The sequence below is a fragment of the Falsiroseomonas sp. HW251 genome (assembly GCF_050563545.1).
Taxonomy (GTDB): domain Bacteria; phylum Pseudomonadota; class Alphaproteobacteria; order Acetobacterales; family Acetobacteraceae; genus Falsiroseomonas.
This window is the reverse complement of sequence record NZ_JBNXUM010000016.1, coordinates 131,375-148,457: the sequence shown is the minus strand read 5'-3', so window position 1 is coordinate 148,457 and position 17,083 is coordinate 131,375. Positions and strand designations below refer to the sequence as shown.

The 17,083-nt window shown below is 70.4% G+C and carries 13 protein-coding genes; 5 read left to right on the top strand and 8 right to left on the bottom strand.

Annotation, left to right across the window (positions count from 1 at the left end; genetic code table 11):
- Positions 1–172: 172 nt before the first annotated feature.
- The 3 genes from ACLF3M_RS19885 (at position 173) to ACLF3M_RS19875 (ending at position 4,111) form a co-directional block, all read left to right on the top strand.
- Positions 173–1,249, top strand: coding sequence for an ABC transporter ATP-binding protein (locus tag ACLF3M_RS19885; protein WP_430658709.1), 1,077 nt, complete (start codon positions 173–175; stop codon positions 1,247–1,249).
- Entirely contained in the window at positions 1,246–2,280 is a 1,035-nt protein-coding gene (locus ACLF3M_RS19880; RefSeq protein ID WP_430658708.1) for an extracellular solute-binding protein, read from the top strand. The genes ACLF3M_RS19885 and ACLF3M_RS19880 overlap by 4 nt, the downstream gene beginning before the upstream one ends.
- A gap of 133 nt (positions 2,281–2,413) precedes the next feature.
- The gene (locus tag ACLF3M_RS19875; RefSeq protein ID WP_430658707.1) at positions 2,414–4,111 is read left to right on the top strand and encodes an ABC transporter permease; all 1,698 of its coding nucleotides are present in this window, start codon (positions 2,414–2,416) and stop codon (positions 4,109–4,111) included.
- 6 nt (positions 4,112–4,117) lie between these two features.
- Here ACLF3M_RS19875 and ACLF3M_RS19870 read toward each other — a convergent pair whose 3' ends face one another.
- The 8 genes from ACLF3M_RS19870 to ACLF3M_RS19835 all read right to left on the bottom strand — a co-directional run bounded on the left by ACLF3M_RS19870 (position 4,118) and on the right by ACLF3M_RS19835 (position 15,992).
- The gene (locus ACLF3M_RS19870; RefSeq protein ID WP_430658706.1) at positions 4,118–5,671 is read right to left on the bottom strand and encodes a SpoVR family protein; all 1,554 of its coding nucleotides are present in this window, start codon (positions 5,669–5,671) and stop codon (positions 4,118–4,120) included.
- Complete coding sequence (locus ACLF3M_RS19865; protein WP_430658705.1) at positions 5,668–6,954, bottom strand: YeaH/YhbH family protein; 1,287 nt, start codon at positions 6,952–6,954, stop codon at positions 5,668–5,670. The genes ACLF3M_RS19870 and ACLF3M_RS19865 overlap by 4 nt, the downstream gene beginning before the upstream one ends.
- A gap of 31 nt (positions 6,955–6,985) precedes the next feature.
- Positions 6,986–8,932, bottom strand: coding sequence for a PrkA family serine protein kinase (locus ACLF3M_RS19860; RefSeq protein WP_430658704.1), 1,947 nt, complete (start codon positions 8,930–8,932; stop codon positions 6,986–6,988).
- Between the two features lie 340 nt (positions 8,933–9,272).
- Positions 9,273–11,222 (bottom strand): FAD-dependent oxidoreductase, encoded by a 1,950-nt coding sequence (locus ACLF3M_RS19855; RefSeq protein ID WP_430658703.1) that lies wholly within the window; start codon positions 11,220–11,222, stop codon positions 9,273–9,275.
- Between the two features lie 41 nt (positions 11,223–11,263).
- On the bottom strand, positions 11,264–12,760 hold the full coding sequence (locus tag ACLF3M_RS19850) for a hypothetical protein (RefSeq protein WP_430658702.1): 1,497 nt from the start codon (positions 12,758–12,760) through the stop codon (positions 11,264–11,266).
- A 53-nt stretch (positions 12,761–12,813) separates the two neighbouring features.
- Entirely contained in the window at positions 12,814–14,016 is a 1,203-nt protein-coding gene (locus ACLF3M_RS19845) for a mandelate racemase/muconate lactonizing enzyme family protein (RefSeq protein WP_430658701.1), read from the bottom strand.
- A complete protein-coding gene (locus ACLF3M_RS19840) occupies positions 14,013–14,972 on the bottom strand; it encodes a Bug family tripartite tricarboxylate transporter substrate binding protein (RefSeq protein WP_430658700.1) in 960 nt (319 codons plus the stop codon). Before ACLF3M_RS19840 ends, ACLF3M_RS19845 begins: the two co-directional genes overlap by 4 nt.
- 93 nt (positions 14,973–15,065) lie before the next feature.
- Entirely contained in the window at positions 15,066–15,992 is a 927-nt protein-coding gene (locus ACLF3M_RS19835; RefSeq protein WP_430658699.1) for a dihydrodipicolinate synthase family protein, read from the bottom strand.
- 135 nt (positions 15,993–16,127) lie between these two features.
- On the opposite strand from ACLF3M_RS19835, the gene ACLF3M_RS19830 reads away from it, so the two are divergent.
- Both ACLF3M_RS19830 and ACLF3M_RS19825 read left to right on the top strand, forming a co-directional pair.
- Positions 16,128–16,361, top strand: coding sequence for a phage baseplate assembly protein V (locus ACLF3M_RS19830; RefSeq protein ID WP_430658698.1), 234 nt, complete (start codon positions 16,128–16,130; stop codon positions 16,359–16,361).
- Positions 16,362–16,435: 74 nt separating this feature from the next.
- A complete protein-coding gene (locus ACLF3M_RS19825) occupies positions 16,436–17,083 on the top strand; it encodes an anthranilate synthase component II (protein WP_430658697.1) in 648 nt (215 codons plus the stop codon).

Sequence of the window (17,083 nt, the reverse complement as noted above, 5' to 3'; positions counted from 1 at the left end):
CCCCTGCCGGCCGGACCCGCGCCGGGCCATGGGCACCGGACATAGCCTGTCCCCCCATCGCTGCGAAAGCGGGCAGTCGCGAAAACTTTGGGCATGAGGCAGGATCTCGCCCCGCGGAGGCCGGGGTTCCCGGCCATCCCGCTCTGGCATCCCGCTTGCGTGAGGGGACGTGGTGACCCGGGATCCGCATCTTCGAATCGACGCGCTGGTCAAGCGCTATGGCGGCCAGGCTGCCGTGGACGGCGTCTCTCTCGACGTCGCGCGCGGCGAATGCATCGCACTGCTCGGCCCGTCGGGCTGCGGCAAGACGACCACGCTGAGGCTCGTGGCGGGCTTCATCACGCCCGATGAGGGCCGCATCCTGGTCGGCGGCCGCGCGGTGGAGCGCGACCCGCCGCACCGCCGCCAGATCGGCATGGTGTTCCAGAACTACGCGCTGTTTCCGCACCTGACGGCCGCCGGCAACGTCGCCTTCGGGCTCGAGATGCGCAACGTCTCCCGCGCCGAGCGGGAGCAGCGCGTCGCCGACGCGCTGGCCATGGTCGGGCTTGCCGCGCTGACCGATCGCTACCCCGCGCGCATGTCGGGTGGGCAGCAGCAGCGCGTTGCGCTGGCGCGCGCCCTGGTCATCCGGCCGGAACTGCTGCTGCTGGACGAGCCGCTGTCCAACCTCGATGCCGGACTCCGCGTCGAGATGCGCGAGGAGATCGCGCGCCTGCGCACGGCCGCCGGCATCACCACGCTGTTCGTGACCCATGACCAGGAGGAAGCGCTGGCGCTGGCCGACCGCGTAGCGGTGATGGACCGCGGCCGGATCGTGGAATGCGCGACGCCGGCGGAGCTGACGGAACGGCCGCGCCACCTCTTCACCGCCCGCTTCCTCGGCGCGCGCAGCGTGCTGGAGGGCCGCGCCGAATCCGGCGCCTTCCATGCCGCGGGGCTGCCTCCGATCCCGCTGGCGGGCGAGGCTCGCCCGACGCACCTGGTCCTGCGCGCCGCGCGGCTGGTCCTGCTCCCCGCCGGGACCGCGACCGACATGCCGCTCGCGGTCCCCGCCCTTGTCGAGGCCGCGACGCGGCTGGACGATGCCTGCCACTACGAGGTCGCGCTCGGCCCGCACCGGCTGCGCGTCCGCCGCCCGACCGCCGAACCCGCCTTCGCCCCCGGCGCCGAGGTCACCCTCGCCGCGCCGCCGGATGCGATAAGCTGGATCGAGGAATTCGAGACCGCTCCAGGAGAAGCCGCATGACCACCACCCGCCGCACCCTGCTTGGCGCCGCGCTGGCCGCGCCGGCGATCTGGGGCAAGGATGCCGTCGCGCAGATCAGGCGCGGCGACGAGCTCACCGTCGGCGTCTGGGGCGGCGCGCAGGAGCGCATCGTGCGCGAGTTCTGCGGCGACCCGCTGGAGCGCCAGCACGGCGTGAAGGTCAACTACGTCCTGGGCGGCACGCCGGAACGCCGCGCCCGCGCCTATGCCGAGCGCGGCCGGCCTTCCTTCGACGTGCTCTACCTCAACATCAGCGAAAGCCGCCAGGCTGTGCGCGACGGTGTGACGCAGGCGCCGAGCGCGAATGTGCCGAACTTCGCCAACCTCTATGCGCTGGCGCGGCAGGGCGGCTACGGCGTTGCCTTCAACCCCGTCACGATCGTCTACGACCGGCGCGCCGTGGCGGCGCCCATGACGTCCTGGCGGGACTTCTGGCGCGACGATCTTCGCGGCAAGGTGATCTGGCCGACCTATCCCGGCGCGCAGGGGACCGCGGCGCTGCTGATGGCAGCCAAGATCTTCGGCGGCAGCGAGACCAACATCGATCCGGGCTTCGCCAACATCGCGCGCCTCAAGCCCTTCGCCGCCATCCAGGGCAGCCAGGACCAGCTCTATGGCATGTTCGACAGCGGCGTCGGCGCCGCCAGCATCGAATTCGGCAGCTTCACGCGCATGTACGCCGAAAGCCGCAACCCCAACATCGTCATCGCCGATCCCGCCGAAGGCCAGGTCGTCGCGATGAACGTCGCCTGCATCACGGCTGGCACGCGCAACCAGGCGCTGGCCGAGGCCTGGGTGAACCTGCACCTGTCGCCGGAATGCATGAAGGCCTATGCCGAGCGCATCTACTACAGCCCGACGGTCAACAACGTGACCCTGCCGCCCGACCTCGCGGCCAAGCTGGTGATGGGCGAGGAGCAGGTGCGCAAGCTCGTGGATTTCGACTGGGCCGTGGTTGCGCAGAACGAGCCGCGCTGGTCGTCCCGCTTCACGCGCGAGATCGCGGGATAAAGCTCTCCGACTGATCTCATCCCCTCCCCCCAAGCGGGGGAGGGTCAGGGAGGGGGTGCTTCGTTCAGCGCGCCCTCATCTTCCGCACCCCACCCCGTCCCTCCCCCGCCAGCGGATGAGGGAAAAGCGCGCAATGATCCAACGCTCCGGTCTCCTCGCCCTCCCCTACGGCCTCTGGCTGCTCGCCGCCTTCGCTGCGCCGCTCGGCGCGGTGGCACTGCTGTCGGTCCAGCAGACAGGGGGCATGTTCGACCCGATCTCGCTCGTGCCCTCGGCCGAGCAGTACACCGAGCTCGCCACGGACTATTTCTACCGCCGCATCTTCTTCAACACGCTGTTGCTCGGCGTCTGCGTCGCGACGGTCTGCGCGGTGCTGGGCTACCCGCTTGCGCTCTGGCTCACGCGCCTGCCGCCGCGCTGGAAGCCGCTGGGCTTCGCGATCGTACTGGTGCCACTGCTGACCAATGTAGTCGTGCGCTCGCTCGGCATCATCCTGCTGCTGGCGCCACGCGGCATTGTCGCGTCCCTGGCGGTGGAACTCGGCTTGCCGCGGCCGGACCTGCTGTTCGGCTGGTTCGCCGTGGGGCTCGCCCTGACCCAGGTCTTCCTGCCCTTCATGGTGCTGGCGCTCTATGACGTGCTGGAAGGGCAGGAGAAGCGGCTCGAGGAAGCCGCGACCAGCCTTGGCGCCGGCGCGGCGACACGCTTCTGGCGCGTGACGCTGCCGCTGTCGCTGCCCGGCCTGCGCGCGGGCCTGGTGATCACCTTCCTGCTGGCCTCGGAATCCTACGTGTCGGCGGCCCTCGTTGGCGGGCGAAAGGTACTGGTCAGCGGCATGATCGTGCTGAAGGAAGGCATCGAGGTCATGAACTACCCCATCGCCTCGGCGCTCGCGATGCTGATGCTGGGCGCGGGTGTGCTCGCGACCTTCCTGATCGGCCGCGTCATCGCCGCCCTGACGCCCTGGATCGCGGGACGTGCGCCGCTGGTCACTTTCAGCCTGCCCCCTGCCCCACGCCGCGTCCTGGTCGCAGTGGCGGAGGCGCTGGCGCCGGTCGTGTCGCGCTTGCTGCTCGGGATCGCGATCGCGCTGCTGATCTTCCCCCTGCTGCTCGTCATCGGCGCCAGCGTGAACGACAGCCCGCAGGCGACCGTGGCGCAATTCGTGGGCTTCACGTTGAAATGGTACGCGATGGTCTTCGAGAATCCCCGCTACCTCGAAGATGCCTGGACCAGCCTGCAGCTCGCGCTCTGCGCGGTCGCGATCGCCCTGTCGATCACGCTGCCCGCCGCCTTCGCCCTGGTGCGCGGCACCTTCCGGGGCCGCGAGGCGCTGGGCGCGCTGTATGTGCTTCCGCTCGCCCTGCCGGGGATCGCGATCGGTCTCGGCATGCTGCGGCTGCTGCAATGGTTCAACCTGGTGCCGCCCTTCCTCGGCATTCTCGCGGTGCATGTCGTGCTGATCGCGCCCTTCATGCTGATGCTGCTGAGGGCCTCCGTCGCGCAGCTCGACCGGTCGCTGGAGGAAGCGGCCGGTGGTCTTGGCGCGCCGCCCGCGCGTGTCTTCCGTCGCGTGATCCTGCCCCAGCTCGGCCCCGGCATCGGCGTGGCGTGCGTCATTGGCTTCCTGAATTCCTTCGGCGAGGTCACCGTCACGGCCTTCCTGACGACGGCGCGGATGCAGACCCTGCCGGTGCGGATCTATGCCGAGGCGAGCTTCAGCCTGGAGAACACGGTCAACGCGATCAGCACCATCTTCATCGCGATGACCATCGCGCTGCTGCTGCTGATCAACCGCCTGATGCCGCTGGACCGCGTCTGGCGGCGGTAGCGCGGACTACTCCACGATCCCCGGCCGTGCGCTGGCGTGGTGCTCCCGCAGCACGGCGCCCGACGCCGCGTCCACTTCCCGCATCAGAACGCCATAGCCCCAGAGATCGGCCAGGTGCTGCAGCACGGCGCGTGCCTCGTCAGGCTCGAGCAGCTGCCGGTCCAGCACGCGGTGGTGCAGCACCAGGCGCCGGTCGCCCATGAGGTCCACGTCCTCGACCTGGATGTCGGGGTCGATGTGGCCGACATCGTATTGCCGCGCCAGCGCGCGACGGACGCGGCGGTAGCCGCGCTCGTCATGGATGGCGCCGACCTGCAGCTCCTCCTCCTGCTCGTCGTCGACGAGGTGGAACAGGCGCAGCTTCCGCATCAGCCGCGGCGAGAGGTATTGCGCGATGAAGCTGTCGTCGCGGTGGTTGGCCCAGGCCTCACGCAGCACGGCCTCGGCGTCGCCGGCGCCGGCGATGTCGGGGAACCATTCGCGGTCCTCGGCATCGGGCGCGGTCGCGATGCGGGCGATGTCCTCCATCATCGCGAAACCCAGCGCATAGGGGTTGATGCCGGAATAGCGCCGGTCGTCGTATTCAGGCTGGAACACCACGTTGGTGTGGCTGTGCAGGAACTCCAGGTACTGCCCGTCCGACAGCCGCCCCTGGTCGTGCAGGCGCGTCATGATGCGGTGGTGCACCCAGGTCGCGCAGCCCTCGTTCATGACCTTGGTCTGGCGCTGCGGGTAGAAGTACTGCTCGGTGTGGCGGACGATGCGGAGGATCTCCCGCTGCCAGGACCGCAGCTTCGGCGCCGATTTCTCAAGGAAATAAAGGATGTTCTCCTGCGGGAGCTGCAACAGCGCGCGGCGGCGCGCCTCCTCGGCCTTCGCGGCCGGCGCGTTCTTCGGGCCGGGAATGGTACGCCAGAGGTCGTCGTAGATACGTTCCTCGTGCTGGCGCCGCTCGCGCTCCCGCCGCTCCTCGCTCGCGAGGTCGGGCATGCGCCGCCGCGGGACGCGAAAGACCGCCTGCTGCGACAGCGCGTGCGCGGCATCGAGCACGCGCTCCACGGCGGCCTCCCCGTAGCGGTCCTCGCACTGCATGACGTAGCTGCGCGCGAATTCCAGGTAGTCCAGGATCCCGTGCGCGTCGGTCCATTCCAGGAACAGGTGGTTGTTCCTGAAGAAGTGGTTGTGACCGTAGGCGGCATGCGCGATCACCAGCGCCTGCATCGTCGCGGTGTTCTCCTCCATGACGTAGCAGAGGCAGGGGGAGGAGTTGATGACGATCTCATAGGCCAGGCCCTGGTAGCCCTTGCGGTACAGCGACTCGTGCCGCGCGAAGCGCTTGCCGAAGGACCAGTGGCGATACAGCACGGGCATGCCGTTGGCGGCATAGGCGTCGAGCATCTGCTCCGCGCTGATAACCTCGATGCGGGTGGGATAGGTGGACAGGCCGAGCTCGCCGGTCGCGATCTCGCCGCAGGCATCATGGATGCGCCGCAGCGTGTCGAAGTCCCAGTCGGCGCCTTCGAACAGCAGGCCAGGCGCTGGGCGGCGGAGGACGTTCACGACGTTCCAGCTTCCACCGCGCCCTTGCGGAACAGGTCGCGGAAGACTGGGTAGATGTCCTTGCGGTGCCTGACCTTGCGCATCGCCAGCCGCGGCTCCGCCGCGCGCAGCTTGCCGTAGGTGCGCCAGAGCTCGGTTTCGCGCGGCATGAAGCCGATCGGTCCGCCCTCGTCCTCCCGCCCCACTTCGAGATAGGCGAAGTACTGGCAGTTCGGCAGCACGCGATCGAGCACGAGATGCGCGGTGCGGTCGTTGTCCGCGGTCGTGTTGTCGCCGTCCGAGGCCTGGGCGACGTAGATGTTCCAGTCCGCTGGCGAATAGCGGGCCTCCATCACCTTCAGCATCTCCTCGAAGGCGGTGGAGACGACGGTGCCACCGGTCTCGGGGGAACGGAAGAAGGTCTCCTCGTCCACCTCCTTCGCCTCATGCGTGTGGCGGATGAATACGACCTCCACATGCTTGTACCGGCGCTTAAGGAAGAGGTGCAGCAGCAGATAGAAGCGCTTCGCCAGGTCCTTCATGCCTTCCGTCATGGAGCCCGAGACGTCCATCAGGCAGAACATCACGGCACGCGCGATAGGCTTGGGCGAGGGTTCGAACTGGCGGTAGCGGACGTCGATGGGGTCGATGTAGGGGATGCGGACGGTCTTCGCGCGCATGCGGTCGATCCGCGTGCGAAGCTCCTGCTCCTCGTCCGGGTCGGCGTGGCGGAGCTGCTCCTCCAGATCCTCCATGTCCTCGGGCTTCGGCCGTCGCAGCGCCAGGCGCCGCGACAGCGCGTTGCGCATGGTGCGCCCGAGCGCCAGGTTTGCCGGCGAGCCCTGCGTCGCATAACCCGCACGCTTCACGCCGGAGCTGTCGCCCTCCACCACGCGCTTCTTCGCGAGTTCAGGCAGCTCGAGATCTTCCAGGAAGAGATCCAGGAATTCCTCCTGGCTCAGCGCGAAGCGGAAGGCGTCCTCGCCCTCGCCGTCCGGGCTGCCCTCGCTGCCGCCGCCACCGCCGCCGCCGCGCGGACGGGGAATGGTGTCGCCTTCCAGGTACTCCTTGTTGCCGGGCAGCACATGCTCACGGAAGCCGCCCTGGGCGCGGCGGAAATGGGGTTCCTTCACCCCGGACGCCGGGATCGAAACCTCCCCGCCGCGCTCGATATCCTTCATGCTGCGCTCGCCCGCGGCGTTGCGGACGGCGTCCCGCACCATGTCCTTCGCGCGTCGGAGGAAGCGTTGCCGGTTCGCCAGGGACTTGCCGCCGGGGTTGAGCCGACGATCGACGATCTGCATCAGGCTCCTGCTTTCATCCGGCCGCCGCCCCTCAGCCCGACTGCTTCACGCGCATGTACCACTCCACAAGGCGTCGCACCTGCCGCTCGGTGTAGCCGCGGCTCGTCATGCGCCGCACGAACTCGTCGTGCTTGCGCTCGCTGTCCTGATCCTTCTTGGAGCCGAAGGAGATCACGGGCAGCAGGTCCTCGACCTGGCTGAACATCCGCTTTTCGATCACGTCGCGGATCTTCTCGTAGCTGGTCCAGGCGGGGTTGCGCCCCGAATTGGCCGCCCGCGCCCGGAGCGAGAACTTCACGACCTCGTTGCGGAAGTCCTTGGGGTTGGCGATCCCCGCGGGCTTCTCGATCTTGGTCAGCTCCTGGTTCAGCGCCTCGCGGTTCAGCAGCTGGCCGGTGTCGGGGTCCTTGAAGTCCAGGTCCTCGATCCAGGCATCGGCATAGGCGACGTAGCGGTCGAAGAGATTCTGGCCGTAGTCGCTGTAGCTTTCGAGGTACGCCTTCTGGATCTCGTTGCCGATGAACTCGGCATAGCGCGGCGCTAGCTCCCCCTTGATGAATTCGAGGTAGCGCTTCTCCGTGTCGTCACCGAACTGCTCCCGCCGGATCGCCTGTTCCAGGACGTACATCAGGTGGACCGGATCGGCCGCGACCTCCGACGTGTCGTGGTTGTAGGTCGCCGCCAACACCTTGAAGGCGAAGCGCGTCGAGATGCCGTCCATGCCCTCGTCGTTGCCCGCGTTGTCGCGGTATTCCTGCAAGGACCGCGCGCGGGGGTCGGTCTCCTTCAGGCTCTCGCCGTCGTAGACGCGCAGCTTGGAGAAGAGGTTGCTGTTCTCGTGCTTCTTCAGCCGCGACAGCACGGAGAAGCGCGCCATCATCTCGAGCGTGCCCGGCGCCATGGGCGCCGCGGCGAGCTCCGACCCGCGCACCAGCTTCTCGTAGATCTTCTGTTCCTCGGTCACGCGCAGGCAGTACGGCACCTTGATGACGTAGATCCGGTCGATGAAGGCCTCGTTGTTCCGGTTGTTCCGGAAGGTCTGCCACTCCGCCTCGTTGGAATGCGCCATGATGATCCCCTGGAAGGGGATGGCGCCGATGTTCTCCGTGCCGATGTAGCTGCCTTCCTGCGTCGCGGTCAGCAGGGGGTGCAGCATCTTGATCGGCGCCTTGAACATCTCGACGAACTCGAGCATGCCCTGGTTCGCGCGGTTGAGCCCGCCGGAGAAGCTGTAGGCGTCCGGGTCGTTCTGCGCGTGCATCTCGAGCTTGCGGATGTCTACCTTGCCGACGAGGGAGGAGATGTCCTGGTTGTTCTCGTCGCCGGGCTCGGTTTTCGCGATCGCGATCTGGCGAAGCCGCGACGGGTTCAGCCGGATCACGCTGAAGCGCGAGATGTCGCCGCGATACTCGTCTAGCCGCTTCAGCGCCCAGGGGCTCATGAAGCCGCCGAGCCGCCGGCGCGGGATGCCGTAGCGATCCTCCATCACCGCCCCGTGCTTCTCGGGGTCGAACAGGCCGAGCGGGCTTTCGAAGACCGGGCTGATCGCGTCGCCCGCCTTCAGCACATAGATCGGCATCACCTCCATCAGCGCCTTCAGCCGCTCCGCCATGGACGACTTGCCGCCGCCGACGGGGCCGAGCAGGTAGAGGATCTGCTTGCGCTCCTCGAGCCCCTGCGCGGCGTGGCGGAAGAAGCCGACGATCCGCTCGATCGTCTCCTCCATGCCGTAGAACTCGGCGAAGGCGGGATAGCGCCGGATCGTGCGGTTGAGGAAGATGCGCCCGAGCCGCGAATCCTTGGCCGTGTCCACGAGCTCGGGCTCGCCGATCGCGGCGAGGATCCGCTCGGGCGCCGAGGCGAACATCGTGGCGTCGCGCCGACAGGCCTCCAGATACTCTTGAAGAGACATCTCGGCGTCGCGGCGCCGGTCGTAGTCGCGTGCGTAGCCGGAAAAGACGTCGTCAAGCATCGTCATCGGCCGCTCCTAAGAGCCAGGCGAGCGGCGACGGAACGTGTCGCATGACCAGCGGGATTTCCGCGCCCGGTCACGCCTCCGTGTCCCCCTGCCCGGCCGTCCTCTTGACCAGATGGTAGCACTCTGTGCCAACGCCATGCCACGAAATGCGGCGTCATGCTTTGGCACGTCATGTTTCGGTGCGTTGCGTTACGCCGCCACGACGTCACGCACAGACTTTCGCCAGTCATTGACGAAGACTGCTGCTTTCCTGTGCCGGGAGCGCGTCATCATCGCGGCCGAATCCGGGCGCTTCGTTGCTTTCCGCGACGACGACAAAGTCAGCGATGCTGCCGGAATCTCACAGCGACTCGACGGCCGCCTGGCCTTCGCGAAGCGCCGAGAGCATCAGCCGCGGCGCCAGCGCATCGCCGACGACGCGCAACTCGATCCCCGCCGCGCGCAGCGGCGCGACCATCGAGTCGCGCGGCACGCGCGCCGAGGCATGGGCGAGGAGATCGACGCCCTGGACCGTCTCGATCGTGCCGGTCAGCGCGTGGCGCAGGGTTGCGCGGCGATTCGCGAAGCCCGTCACCTCGCGGCATGGCATGATCTCGACCCTCAACGCTGCGAGGCGGCGCTGGATGCCCTGCGCGACCAGCAGCGGCGTGTCGCGTGCGATCGCGTCGCGCGGGGTCGCCAGCAGCACCCTTTCGTAACGCGCCGCCAGCAACTCCGCGAGGTCGTAGGTCGCCGGCGTGGCGTCGAGGTCCAGGAGCAGCGCAAGCCCCGCGCCGGGCGCCGGCCCCGCCAGCAGCATGGCCGCGGCGCTGCGGGCGTCCAGCGCCGCGCCGGTCGGATCGTCCAGGCCCTCCGGCGGCGGCATGGCGGCGCCGGTCGCGACCACGACCGCGTCGGCCGCCATGGCGATCACCCCCTCGGCCGTGGCGTCCAGGCCGAGATGCATCGCGACACCCGCTTCATCCGCCCGCATGGTGAGCTGCGCGACCGCGCGCGCGATGTCGCCGCAGCCCGGCAGCCTCGCATGCAGCGCCGCGCCGCCACCCAGGCTCCGGCCCAACAGCGTCACGCGATGCCCGCGCTCCGCGGCCCCGACCGCGGCCTGCAGCCCCGCCACGCCCGCGCCGATGACGACGATGTGCTTCGGCGTCGCGCCGCGTGTCGCCGGGATCCCGTCGCGTGGCGTGCCGACATGCGGGTTCACGCTGCACCCCGTCGGCGACCCCTTGTGGATCTCTCCCCAGCAGGCCGAGCAGCCGATGCAGGGCACGATCCTCGCTGCCTTCCCGGCTTTCGCCTTGACCGGCCAGTTCGGATCCGCCAGCAGCGGCCGGGCCAGCATCACCAGGTCGGCATCGCCGGCGGCCAGCGCCTCTTCCGCCAGCTCCGGCGCCTGGATGCGGCCGATCGCGGCGATGGGCACGCCGCCCGCGGCGTCGCGCATCGCGCGCCAGAGGTGGCGATAGGGCATGGTGGGCTCGTGCATGTCCGGCGCGTGGCGATGCAGCGCCCATCCATTGGCGTGGCTGCCCTGGCTGAAGCAGAGCCAGTCCGGCGCCGCGTCGGCGACGATGGCGCGGGTCAGGCGCGCCGCCTCCTCCGGCCCGATCGAGCCCGGCACGTAGTCGTCGGCCGGCAGCTTCAGCCCGATGATGAAGCCGGCGCCGCAGCGCCCACGGATCGCGTGCAGGATGTTGCGGAGGAAGCGGCTCCGACCCGCGACGTCGCCGCCCCACTGGTCGTCGCGGCGGTTCGTCACGGGCGAGAGGAACTGCAGCGGCAGGAAGCCATGCGCGGCTGAGACCTCGACACCCGCGAAGCCCGCGCGCTGCAGCCGGCGCGCGCTGTCGGCATAGTCCTCGATCAGGCCCCCGATCTCGGCATGGCTGAGCACGCGCGGGACGGTCCAGGACATCCCGTCCGGCACGGCCGAGGCCCCGACGGAATCGAGCCCGCGCGGCCCGTGATGCGCCGATCCGCCGTGCCAGAGCTGCCCGATGGGGAGCGAGCCGTGGCGGGAGACGGCCTCGGCCAGGCGCAAGAGGCCCGGCAGCGCATCCTCCTCGAAGGCGGCGACGCGGACGGGCGTGGCGGCGGAGGGCGCGGCCGACATCGCCTCCGTGATCACCAGCGCCGCGCCGCCCCGGGCGCGGGCCTCGAGATGCGCGATCAGCCGGTCGCTCACGCGGCCCGGCGCGTTGAAGCGGGTGGACAGCGCGGCGAAGCCGATGCGGTTCGGCAGGATGCGCCCGGCAAGGGTGATGGGCGAGAAGACGGTCGGGAAGCTCATCGCGCGAAGCGTGGTCGCGCCGCGCGGCGCCGGCAAGCCGGTCAGCGCTGATCCGGCCAGCAGCGGGAGACGGTCTCCGGGCCGACCTCGCGCGCCGCGGGCTCGGCCAGGATCGGGACGAGGCGCGCATCGGGCCAGGGCACGACGTAGTGCGACCAGTCGGTGTCGGTGAAGACGGATTGCGCCGCGGCCTCGGGCAGGGTGCAGCCCTGGGTCGCCGGCCAAGGGCGGTTGATCAGGATGGACGCCTCCATCGCCTGGCCGAGCGCGCCGACCAGCAGGATGCCGCCGAGCAGCCACCGCCAACCTCCCCGCGGCACGCTGGCCCAGGCGATGCCGGCCGCCAGCGCCAGCAAGGTCAGCGGCGCGATCCCGCCGCGCATCGTCATCTCGTTGCCCGGCCCGAACTCGTAGAGCGGCAGGATGGCGAGAAGGACCAGCGACGGCACCAGCAGCCACCACCGGATCAGCCGCAGCAGCGGGATCGCGACGGCAAGCTCGACCAGCAGGAAGAGCGCGACGGTGCCGATCGCCCCCCAGCCCTCCCGCGCCACCAGCCAGCCATGCGGGATGGCGGCGGAACCCGCGGTCAGGAACATCGCAAGCGGCACCGCCAGGATCGCGGCGCACCAGTTCGGTAATCCCCCCAGCGCGGCGGGCGGCCCGGCGCCGCCGCGGCCCAGGATTGCCGCCGCCGCGACCACGGCAGCGCCCACGGCCGACAGCGGCCCCCAGCTCGCCGCCGCCACCAGGACCAGCCCGGCCCGGCGCGCATAACCCGGCGTGCGCCCATGCCGCGCCGCCAGCAGCGCCGGGATCCAGCCGGGCAGCGCATGGTTCGGCACCCAGAGCAGCAGCGTGGCATGGCCGGAATACTGGAAGTCCCGCGCCCACCACTCGCCGCCGCGGCCGAGGTAGCTGGCGATCCCCGCGCCATGCGCGTCGAGCCAAAGATTGGGAAGAAGGTCGAGCCCGCCGAAGGACACGAAGATCGCCGTCAGCCACACGGCGCCGCGCCGCGTCAGGCCGGCATCGCGCGCGGTCGCGGCGAGCAGCAGCAGCACGACCGCAAGCCCTGCCGCCGTCCAGGCGAAGAGCGCCGCGCGCGCCAGCAACGGCCCCGCCAGCGCGGGCACGAGATAGTAGCCGAGCGGTGCGCGCAGCAGCCAGGCGAGGTCGCCGATGACGTAGGAAACCGGCCATCCGCCTCGGGCCAGGTCTTCCAGGACGGAGTCCCGGATCTGCCAGTCCACCGCGGCATAGAGCAAGTGGTGCGTCCCGGTCGCCCCGAAGGCCCAGAAAAGGCCACCCAGGAGGCAGGCCAGCGTCGCTCGCGTGCCGAGCGGCCAGGCAGCCCGCCAGCCCGTGCTGGCGGCCGCACCGAGCAACGCCAGCGCGACCATGCCGACGCCCAACGGCCAGCGCAGGAAGCCGCCGAGAAAGACCAGCAGCGGCAACAGCAGGTAGCCAAGCGCCAGGACCGACAAGCGATCCGGCGCGACGCGGCCGAGCACCGCGTCGAGATCCAGTCGCCGCACGCGAAAGCTTTCCTCCCGGAGGGGGAGGAACGCCGGCGTGCCGACGACGGTTGCTAGGCCCGGCTCTCCCGCACCGCCGCCCGCTTCCGCACATCCGGCAGCAGAGCCGTGCCTAGCCCAGGCCCTTCCATCGGCAGCACGAAGCCCTTCTCGAGGGTCGGCAGCACGGTGACGAGGTCGCGGTACCAGGTCGCGAGTGTCGCGCGCACCACCTCCTGGAAGATCCCCGTCGCCGCATGCAGGGCGAAATGCAAGCTCGCAACCAGGGTCACCGGACCCGTGCAGTCATGCGGCGCGACCGGGCGCGCCCAGGCCTCCGCCATCGCGGCGATCTTGCGCGCCTCGGTCAGGCCCCCGCACCACGTGAGGTCCAGCATCACCACGTCCGTTCCGCCGGCGACGAGCAGGTCGCGGAAGGCGACCTTGCCGCCCAGCGTCTCGCTCGCGCAGATCGGCACGCCGGGCGCGGCGCGGCGCAGCTCCGCCAGGCTCAGCGCGTCGTCCATCTTCAGGATGGGGTCCTCGACCCAGAAGGGCCTGATCGGCGCCAGCGCGTTGCAGATCCGCGCGGCCGCCGGCAGCGACCACATGGAATGGAGCTCAGCCATCACCTCCATCCGGTCGCCGACGGCGGCGCGGATCTTCTCGAAGGGCTCCATCCCCTTCCTGAGCTCATCGAGGTTGATGACCTGCCCGCCCGACGCCGCGGCATGGACGTCGAAGGGCCAGATCTTCATCGCGGTGTAGCCTTCCTCGAGCAGCGACTGCGCGAGCTCGTCGGCCGAGCGCATAAAGGCGATCTGGTCGTCATAGGGGCCGGCGGAATTCTCGGCCCCACCCACCTCGCGCCGGATCGGGCGCGAGTTGTAGTCGTAGCCCGCGCAGGTGTTGTAGGCGCGGATTCGATCGCGCGAGAGCCCGCCCAGCGCCTCATGCACCGGCACGCCAAGCCGCTGCCCCGCGAGGTCCCACAGCGCGATATCAACGGCGGACGCCGCGCGCATCTCGGCCGAGGAAGACCCGAAGCCGACATAGGGCGTCATCAGCCAACGATGGTGCCGCTCGATGTCGCGGGCGTCCTTGCCGAGCAGATATGGGGCGACGAGCTCGTGGATCTGCCCCTCGACGGCCGCCGCACCCCGGAAGGCCTCGCCGAGGCCGGTCAGGCCCTCGGCGGTCTCGATCTCGACCCAGCAGAGATTCGCGCGTTCCGGCACGCGCAGCGTGCGGACCGCGATGATCTTCGAGGCGCTCATTCCGCACGGATCCCTTGGCGGCGCACCACCTCGCCCCAGCGGGCGACCTCGGCGCGCATGTAGGTGTTCATCTCGTCCGGCGTGCCGCCGAGCGGGGCGACGCCGAGCTCGACCAGGCGCACGCGCACCGCGGGCTCGGCCAGCGCGCGGTTGAAGGCGGCGTTCAGCGCGGCGATGGCGGGCTGCGGCGTCCGCGCGGGCGCGAGGAAGCCGAACCAGCTGTCGATCGCCATCCCAGGCACGCCCTGCTCGGCGAAGGTCGGGAGATCCGGCAGCTCCGGCAGGCGCTGTTCGCTGACGGCGGCCATCGGCCGCACCGCGCCGGCGCGGATATGCGGCAGGATGGACGGGAGGTTATCGAAGAAGACGTCGATGCGCCCGGCGATCAGGTCGGTGGTCGCCGGCCCGCTGCCGCGATAGGGCACGTGCTGCATCTCGACGCCCGTGAGCGACCGCAGAAGCTCCGGCCCCAGGTGGTTCGACGCGCCGACACCCGAGGAGCCATAGGTCAGCCCGCCGGGCGTACTGCGGGCGAGTTGCAGCAGTTCCTGCACGTTGCGCGCGGGCAGGTTGGTCCGAACCGACATCACGTTACGGACCGCGCCCGTCAGGATCACGGGCGCGAAGTCGCGCAGGATGTCGTAGCCCGGGTTCGCGTAGAGCGCGGGGTTCGCGCCGCAGGGGCCAAAAGAGCATTGCAGCAGGACCGTGCCGTCCGCAGGCGCGCGGGCGACTTCGGCGGCGGCGATGTTGCCGCCGGCGCCGGCGCGGTTCTCGACCACCGCGCCGCGCGGCAGGAAGGGCGCAGCGGCCTCGGACAGCACGCGCGCCATGATGTCGCTCGTGCCGCCGGGCGGGGCGGGGATGATCAGGCGAATCGGGCGGTCGGGCAGGTCGGCGGCGAGCGCCGGCACCGTCAGCGCCAGCGCGACGAGGATGAGGGAGAGCCTTCGCATCGGGACGGTTCCTTCCTTACTTCGACGGGTGTCTGGCCCCCTCCCCACCCTCCCCTGCAACGACGGGGAGGGAGAAGAGGCCCGGCAGCTCCGCTATGCCTTCGGCCAGGTCGCGATCACGTCCTTCAGCGCCGCCACCGCGGCGTCGCCGAGCGGCCAGGCCGCCGGCGGGCGGGCCGCGCCGACCTCGTCGCCGATCAGCGCCAGCGCGGCCTTCACCACCGACACGTTCGCGCCGTTGCCCTCCGCCGCGCGCAGCTTCTCGAAGGGCTCGATCACCGCAATGGCCGCGCCTGCCGCCTCCATGTCGCCCGCCTGAAGCGCTCGCAGAACGCGCATCGAAAGGTGCGGCGCGACATTGATGACGCCGGAGGTGAAGCCCCGCGCGCCGAGCGCCGTCATCGGCGGCGCCCAGGGTTCCGCCAGGCCGCAGATCCAATGGAGGTGCGGATGCGCCCGCCGCGCCGCGGCCAAGTTCATCAGGTTCGGCGTCGCCCATTTCACGCCGACCACGCCGGGCACGGCGCACAATGCGGCGATGGCGTCGGGCCCGCCGCCGTCGTCGCGGAGATACAGCAGCACCGGCAGCCCGCCCGCGGCGTCCGCCACCCGCGCGACATAGGCCGCGACGCCGCGCGGCGCGCGGAAGGGATCAGGCGGCTGGTGGATCATGATGGCGTCGCAGCCATCCGCCTTCGCCGCCTGCGCCAGCGCCGCGGCCTCTCCGACCGAACGGCCGACGCCGGCCACCACCACGGCGCGGCCGCCGACCATCGCCGGCACCGCGGCCTGCATCCGCCGCGCCTCCTCCAGCGACAGCCCGTAGAACTCCGAGGTGTTGCCGTTCACCGTCAAAGCCCCGATTCCGGCCGCCAGCGCGCGCGCGACGATCGGCGCCAGGCGGTCCGGCGCCGGCCGGTCCTCGGCGTCGAAGGGCGTGACCACGATGCCGGACACGCCGGCCAGAGCCGCGGCGACACGCGGCGACAGGGTGGATGGACGCGGCAGGCCGTCGGTCATGCTGTGGATCCTCGGGCGATGTGAAGCCGGAGCCTTGCACGCCACGCCATGCCCCGGGAGTCCGCCACCCCGGATTGGACGTCCGCCGGGCCGCCATGCTTTCCTGTGCCGGCCGGACCAGCCAGAGGGCTCACCATGCCAACCTTTCCCGGCGTCTATCGCGGCACCGTCGTGAACACCGCCGATCCCGGCGGGCGCGGGCGCGTCATGGTCAACGTGCCGACGGTCGGCATGGCCCAGAGTTGGGCCATGGCGAGCCTGCCACCGGGCAACACGATCGGCAGCGGCTACCGCATCGGCGACACGGTCTGGGTTGCCTTCGAGGCCGGCAACGCCGACAGCCCTGTGGTCCTCGGCAAGTCGCCCTGACCAGGGCCGGGCAACGGGCGCGTCCCCGCCGATACCCTTGATTCCCGTCACCGGCGGGACGACGATCCCGCCGCATGATCCTTCTGATCGACAACTACGACAGCTTCACGTTCAATCTCTATCACTTCCTCGGCGATCTTGGGGCGGTGGTGGAAGTGCGGCGCAACGACGCGCTGAGCGTGGAGCAGGCCCTCGCCCTCGAGCCCGAGGCCGTGGTGCTCTCGCCCGGCCCCTGCACGCCGAATGAGGCCGGCATCTGCCTGGGCCTGATCGCCGCCGCAGCGGCGCGCCGCCTGCCGCTGCTCGGCGTCTGCCTCGGCCACCAGGCTATCGGCCAGGCGTTCGGCGGCAAGGTCGTGCGCGCGCCGGTCCCGGTGCATGGCAAGGTCTGGGACGTCACGCATTCCGGGACGGACATCTTCGCCGGGCTGCCCTCGCCCTTCCGGGCCACGCGCTACCATTCCCTGGTGGTGGCTGACCTGCCGGAGGTGCTGGTCCCGACCGCCCGGACGTCGGACGGCCTGGTCATGGGGATGGCGCATCGCGACCTCCCGGTCTGGGGCGTGCAGTTCCACCCCGAAAGCATCGCGTCCGAGCACGGCCACGACATGCTGCGGAACTTCCTCTCGCTCGCCGGCGTGCGCGCTGGGCGGAACGATGATTCCGCGCGCCTCCGGCGCGACGCCGATCCCGCGCGCCTCCCGCGCGACGCCGCCGCCTGA

What these genes read in the sequence shown, in the direction of transcription:
- ACLF3M_RS19860 (WP_430658704.1), bottom strand. Translation starts at nt 8,932, where the DNA reads ATGACGATGCTTGACGACGTCTTTTCCGGCTACGCACGCGACTACGAC.
- ACLF3M_RS19855 (WP_430658703.1), bottom strand. Translation starts at nt 11,222, where the DNA reads ATGAGCTTCCCGACCGTCTTCTCGCCCATCACCCTTGCCGGGCGCATC.
- ACLF3M_RS19845 (WP_430658701.1), bottom strand. Translation starts at nt 14,016, where the DNA reads ATGAGCGCCTCGAAGATCATCGCGGTCCGCACGCTGCGCGTGCCGGAA.
- ACLF3M_RS19880 (WP_430658708.1), top strand. Translation starts at nt 1,246, where the DNA reads ATGACCACCACCCGCCGCACCCTGCTTGGCGCCGCGCTGGCCGCGCCG.
- ACLF3M_RS19825 (WP_430658697.1), top strand. Translation starts at nt 16,436, where the DNA reads ATGATCCTTCTGATCGACAACTACGACAGCTTCACGTTCAATCTCTAT.
- ACLF3M_RS19865 (WP_430658705.1), bottom strand. Translation starts at nt 6,954, where the DNA reads ATGCAGATCGTCGATCGTCGGCTCAACCCCGGCGGCAAGTCCCTGGCG.
- ACLF3M_RS19835 (WP_430658699.1), bottom strand. Translation starts at nt 15,992, where the DNA reads ATGACCGACGGCCTGCCGCGTCCATCCACCCTGTCGCCGCGTGTCGCC.
- ACLF3M_RS19830 (WP_430658698.1), top strand. Translation starts at nt 16,128, where the DNA reads ATGCCAACCTTTCCCGGCGTCTATCGCGGCACCGTCGTGAACACCGCC.
- ACLF3M_RS19875 (WP_430658707.1), top strand. Translation starts at nt 2,414, where the DNA reads ATGATCCAACGCTCCGGTCTCCTCGCCCTCCCCTACGGCCTCTGGCTG.
- ACLF3M_RS19840 (WP_430658700.1), bottom strand. Translation starts at nt 14,972, where the DNA reads ATGCGAAGGCTCTCCCTCATCCTCGTCGCGCTGGCGCTGACGGTGCCG.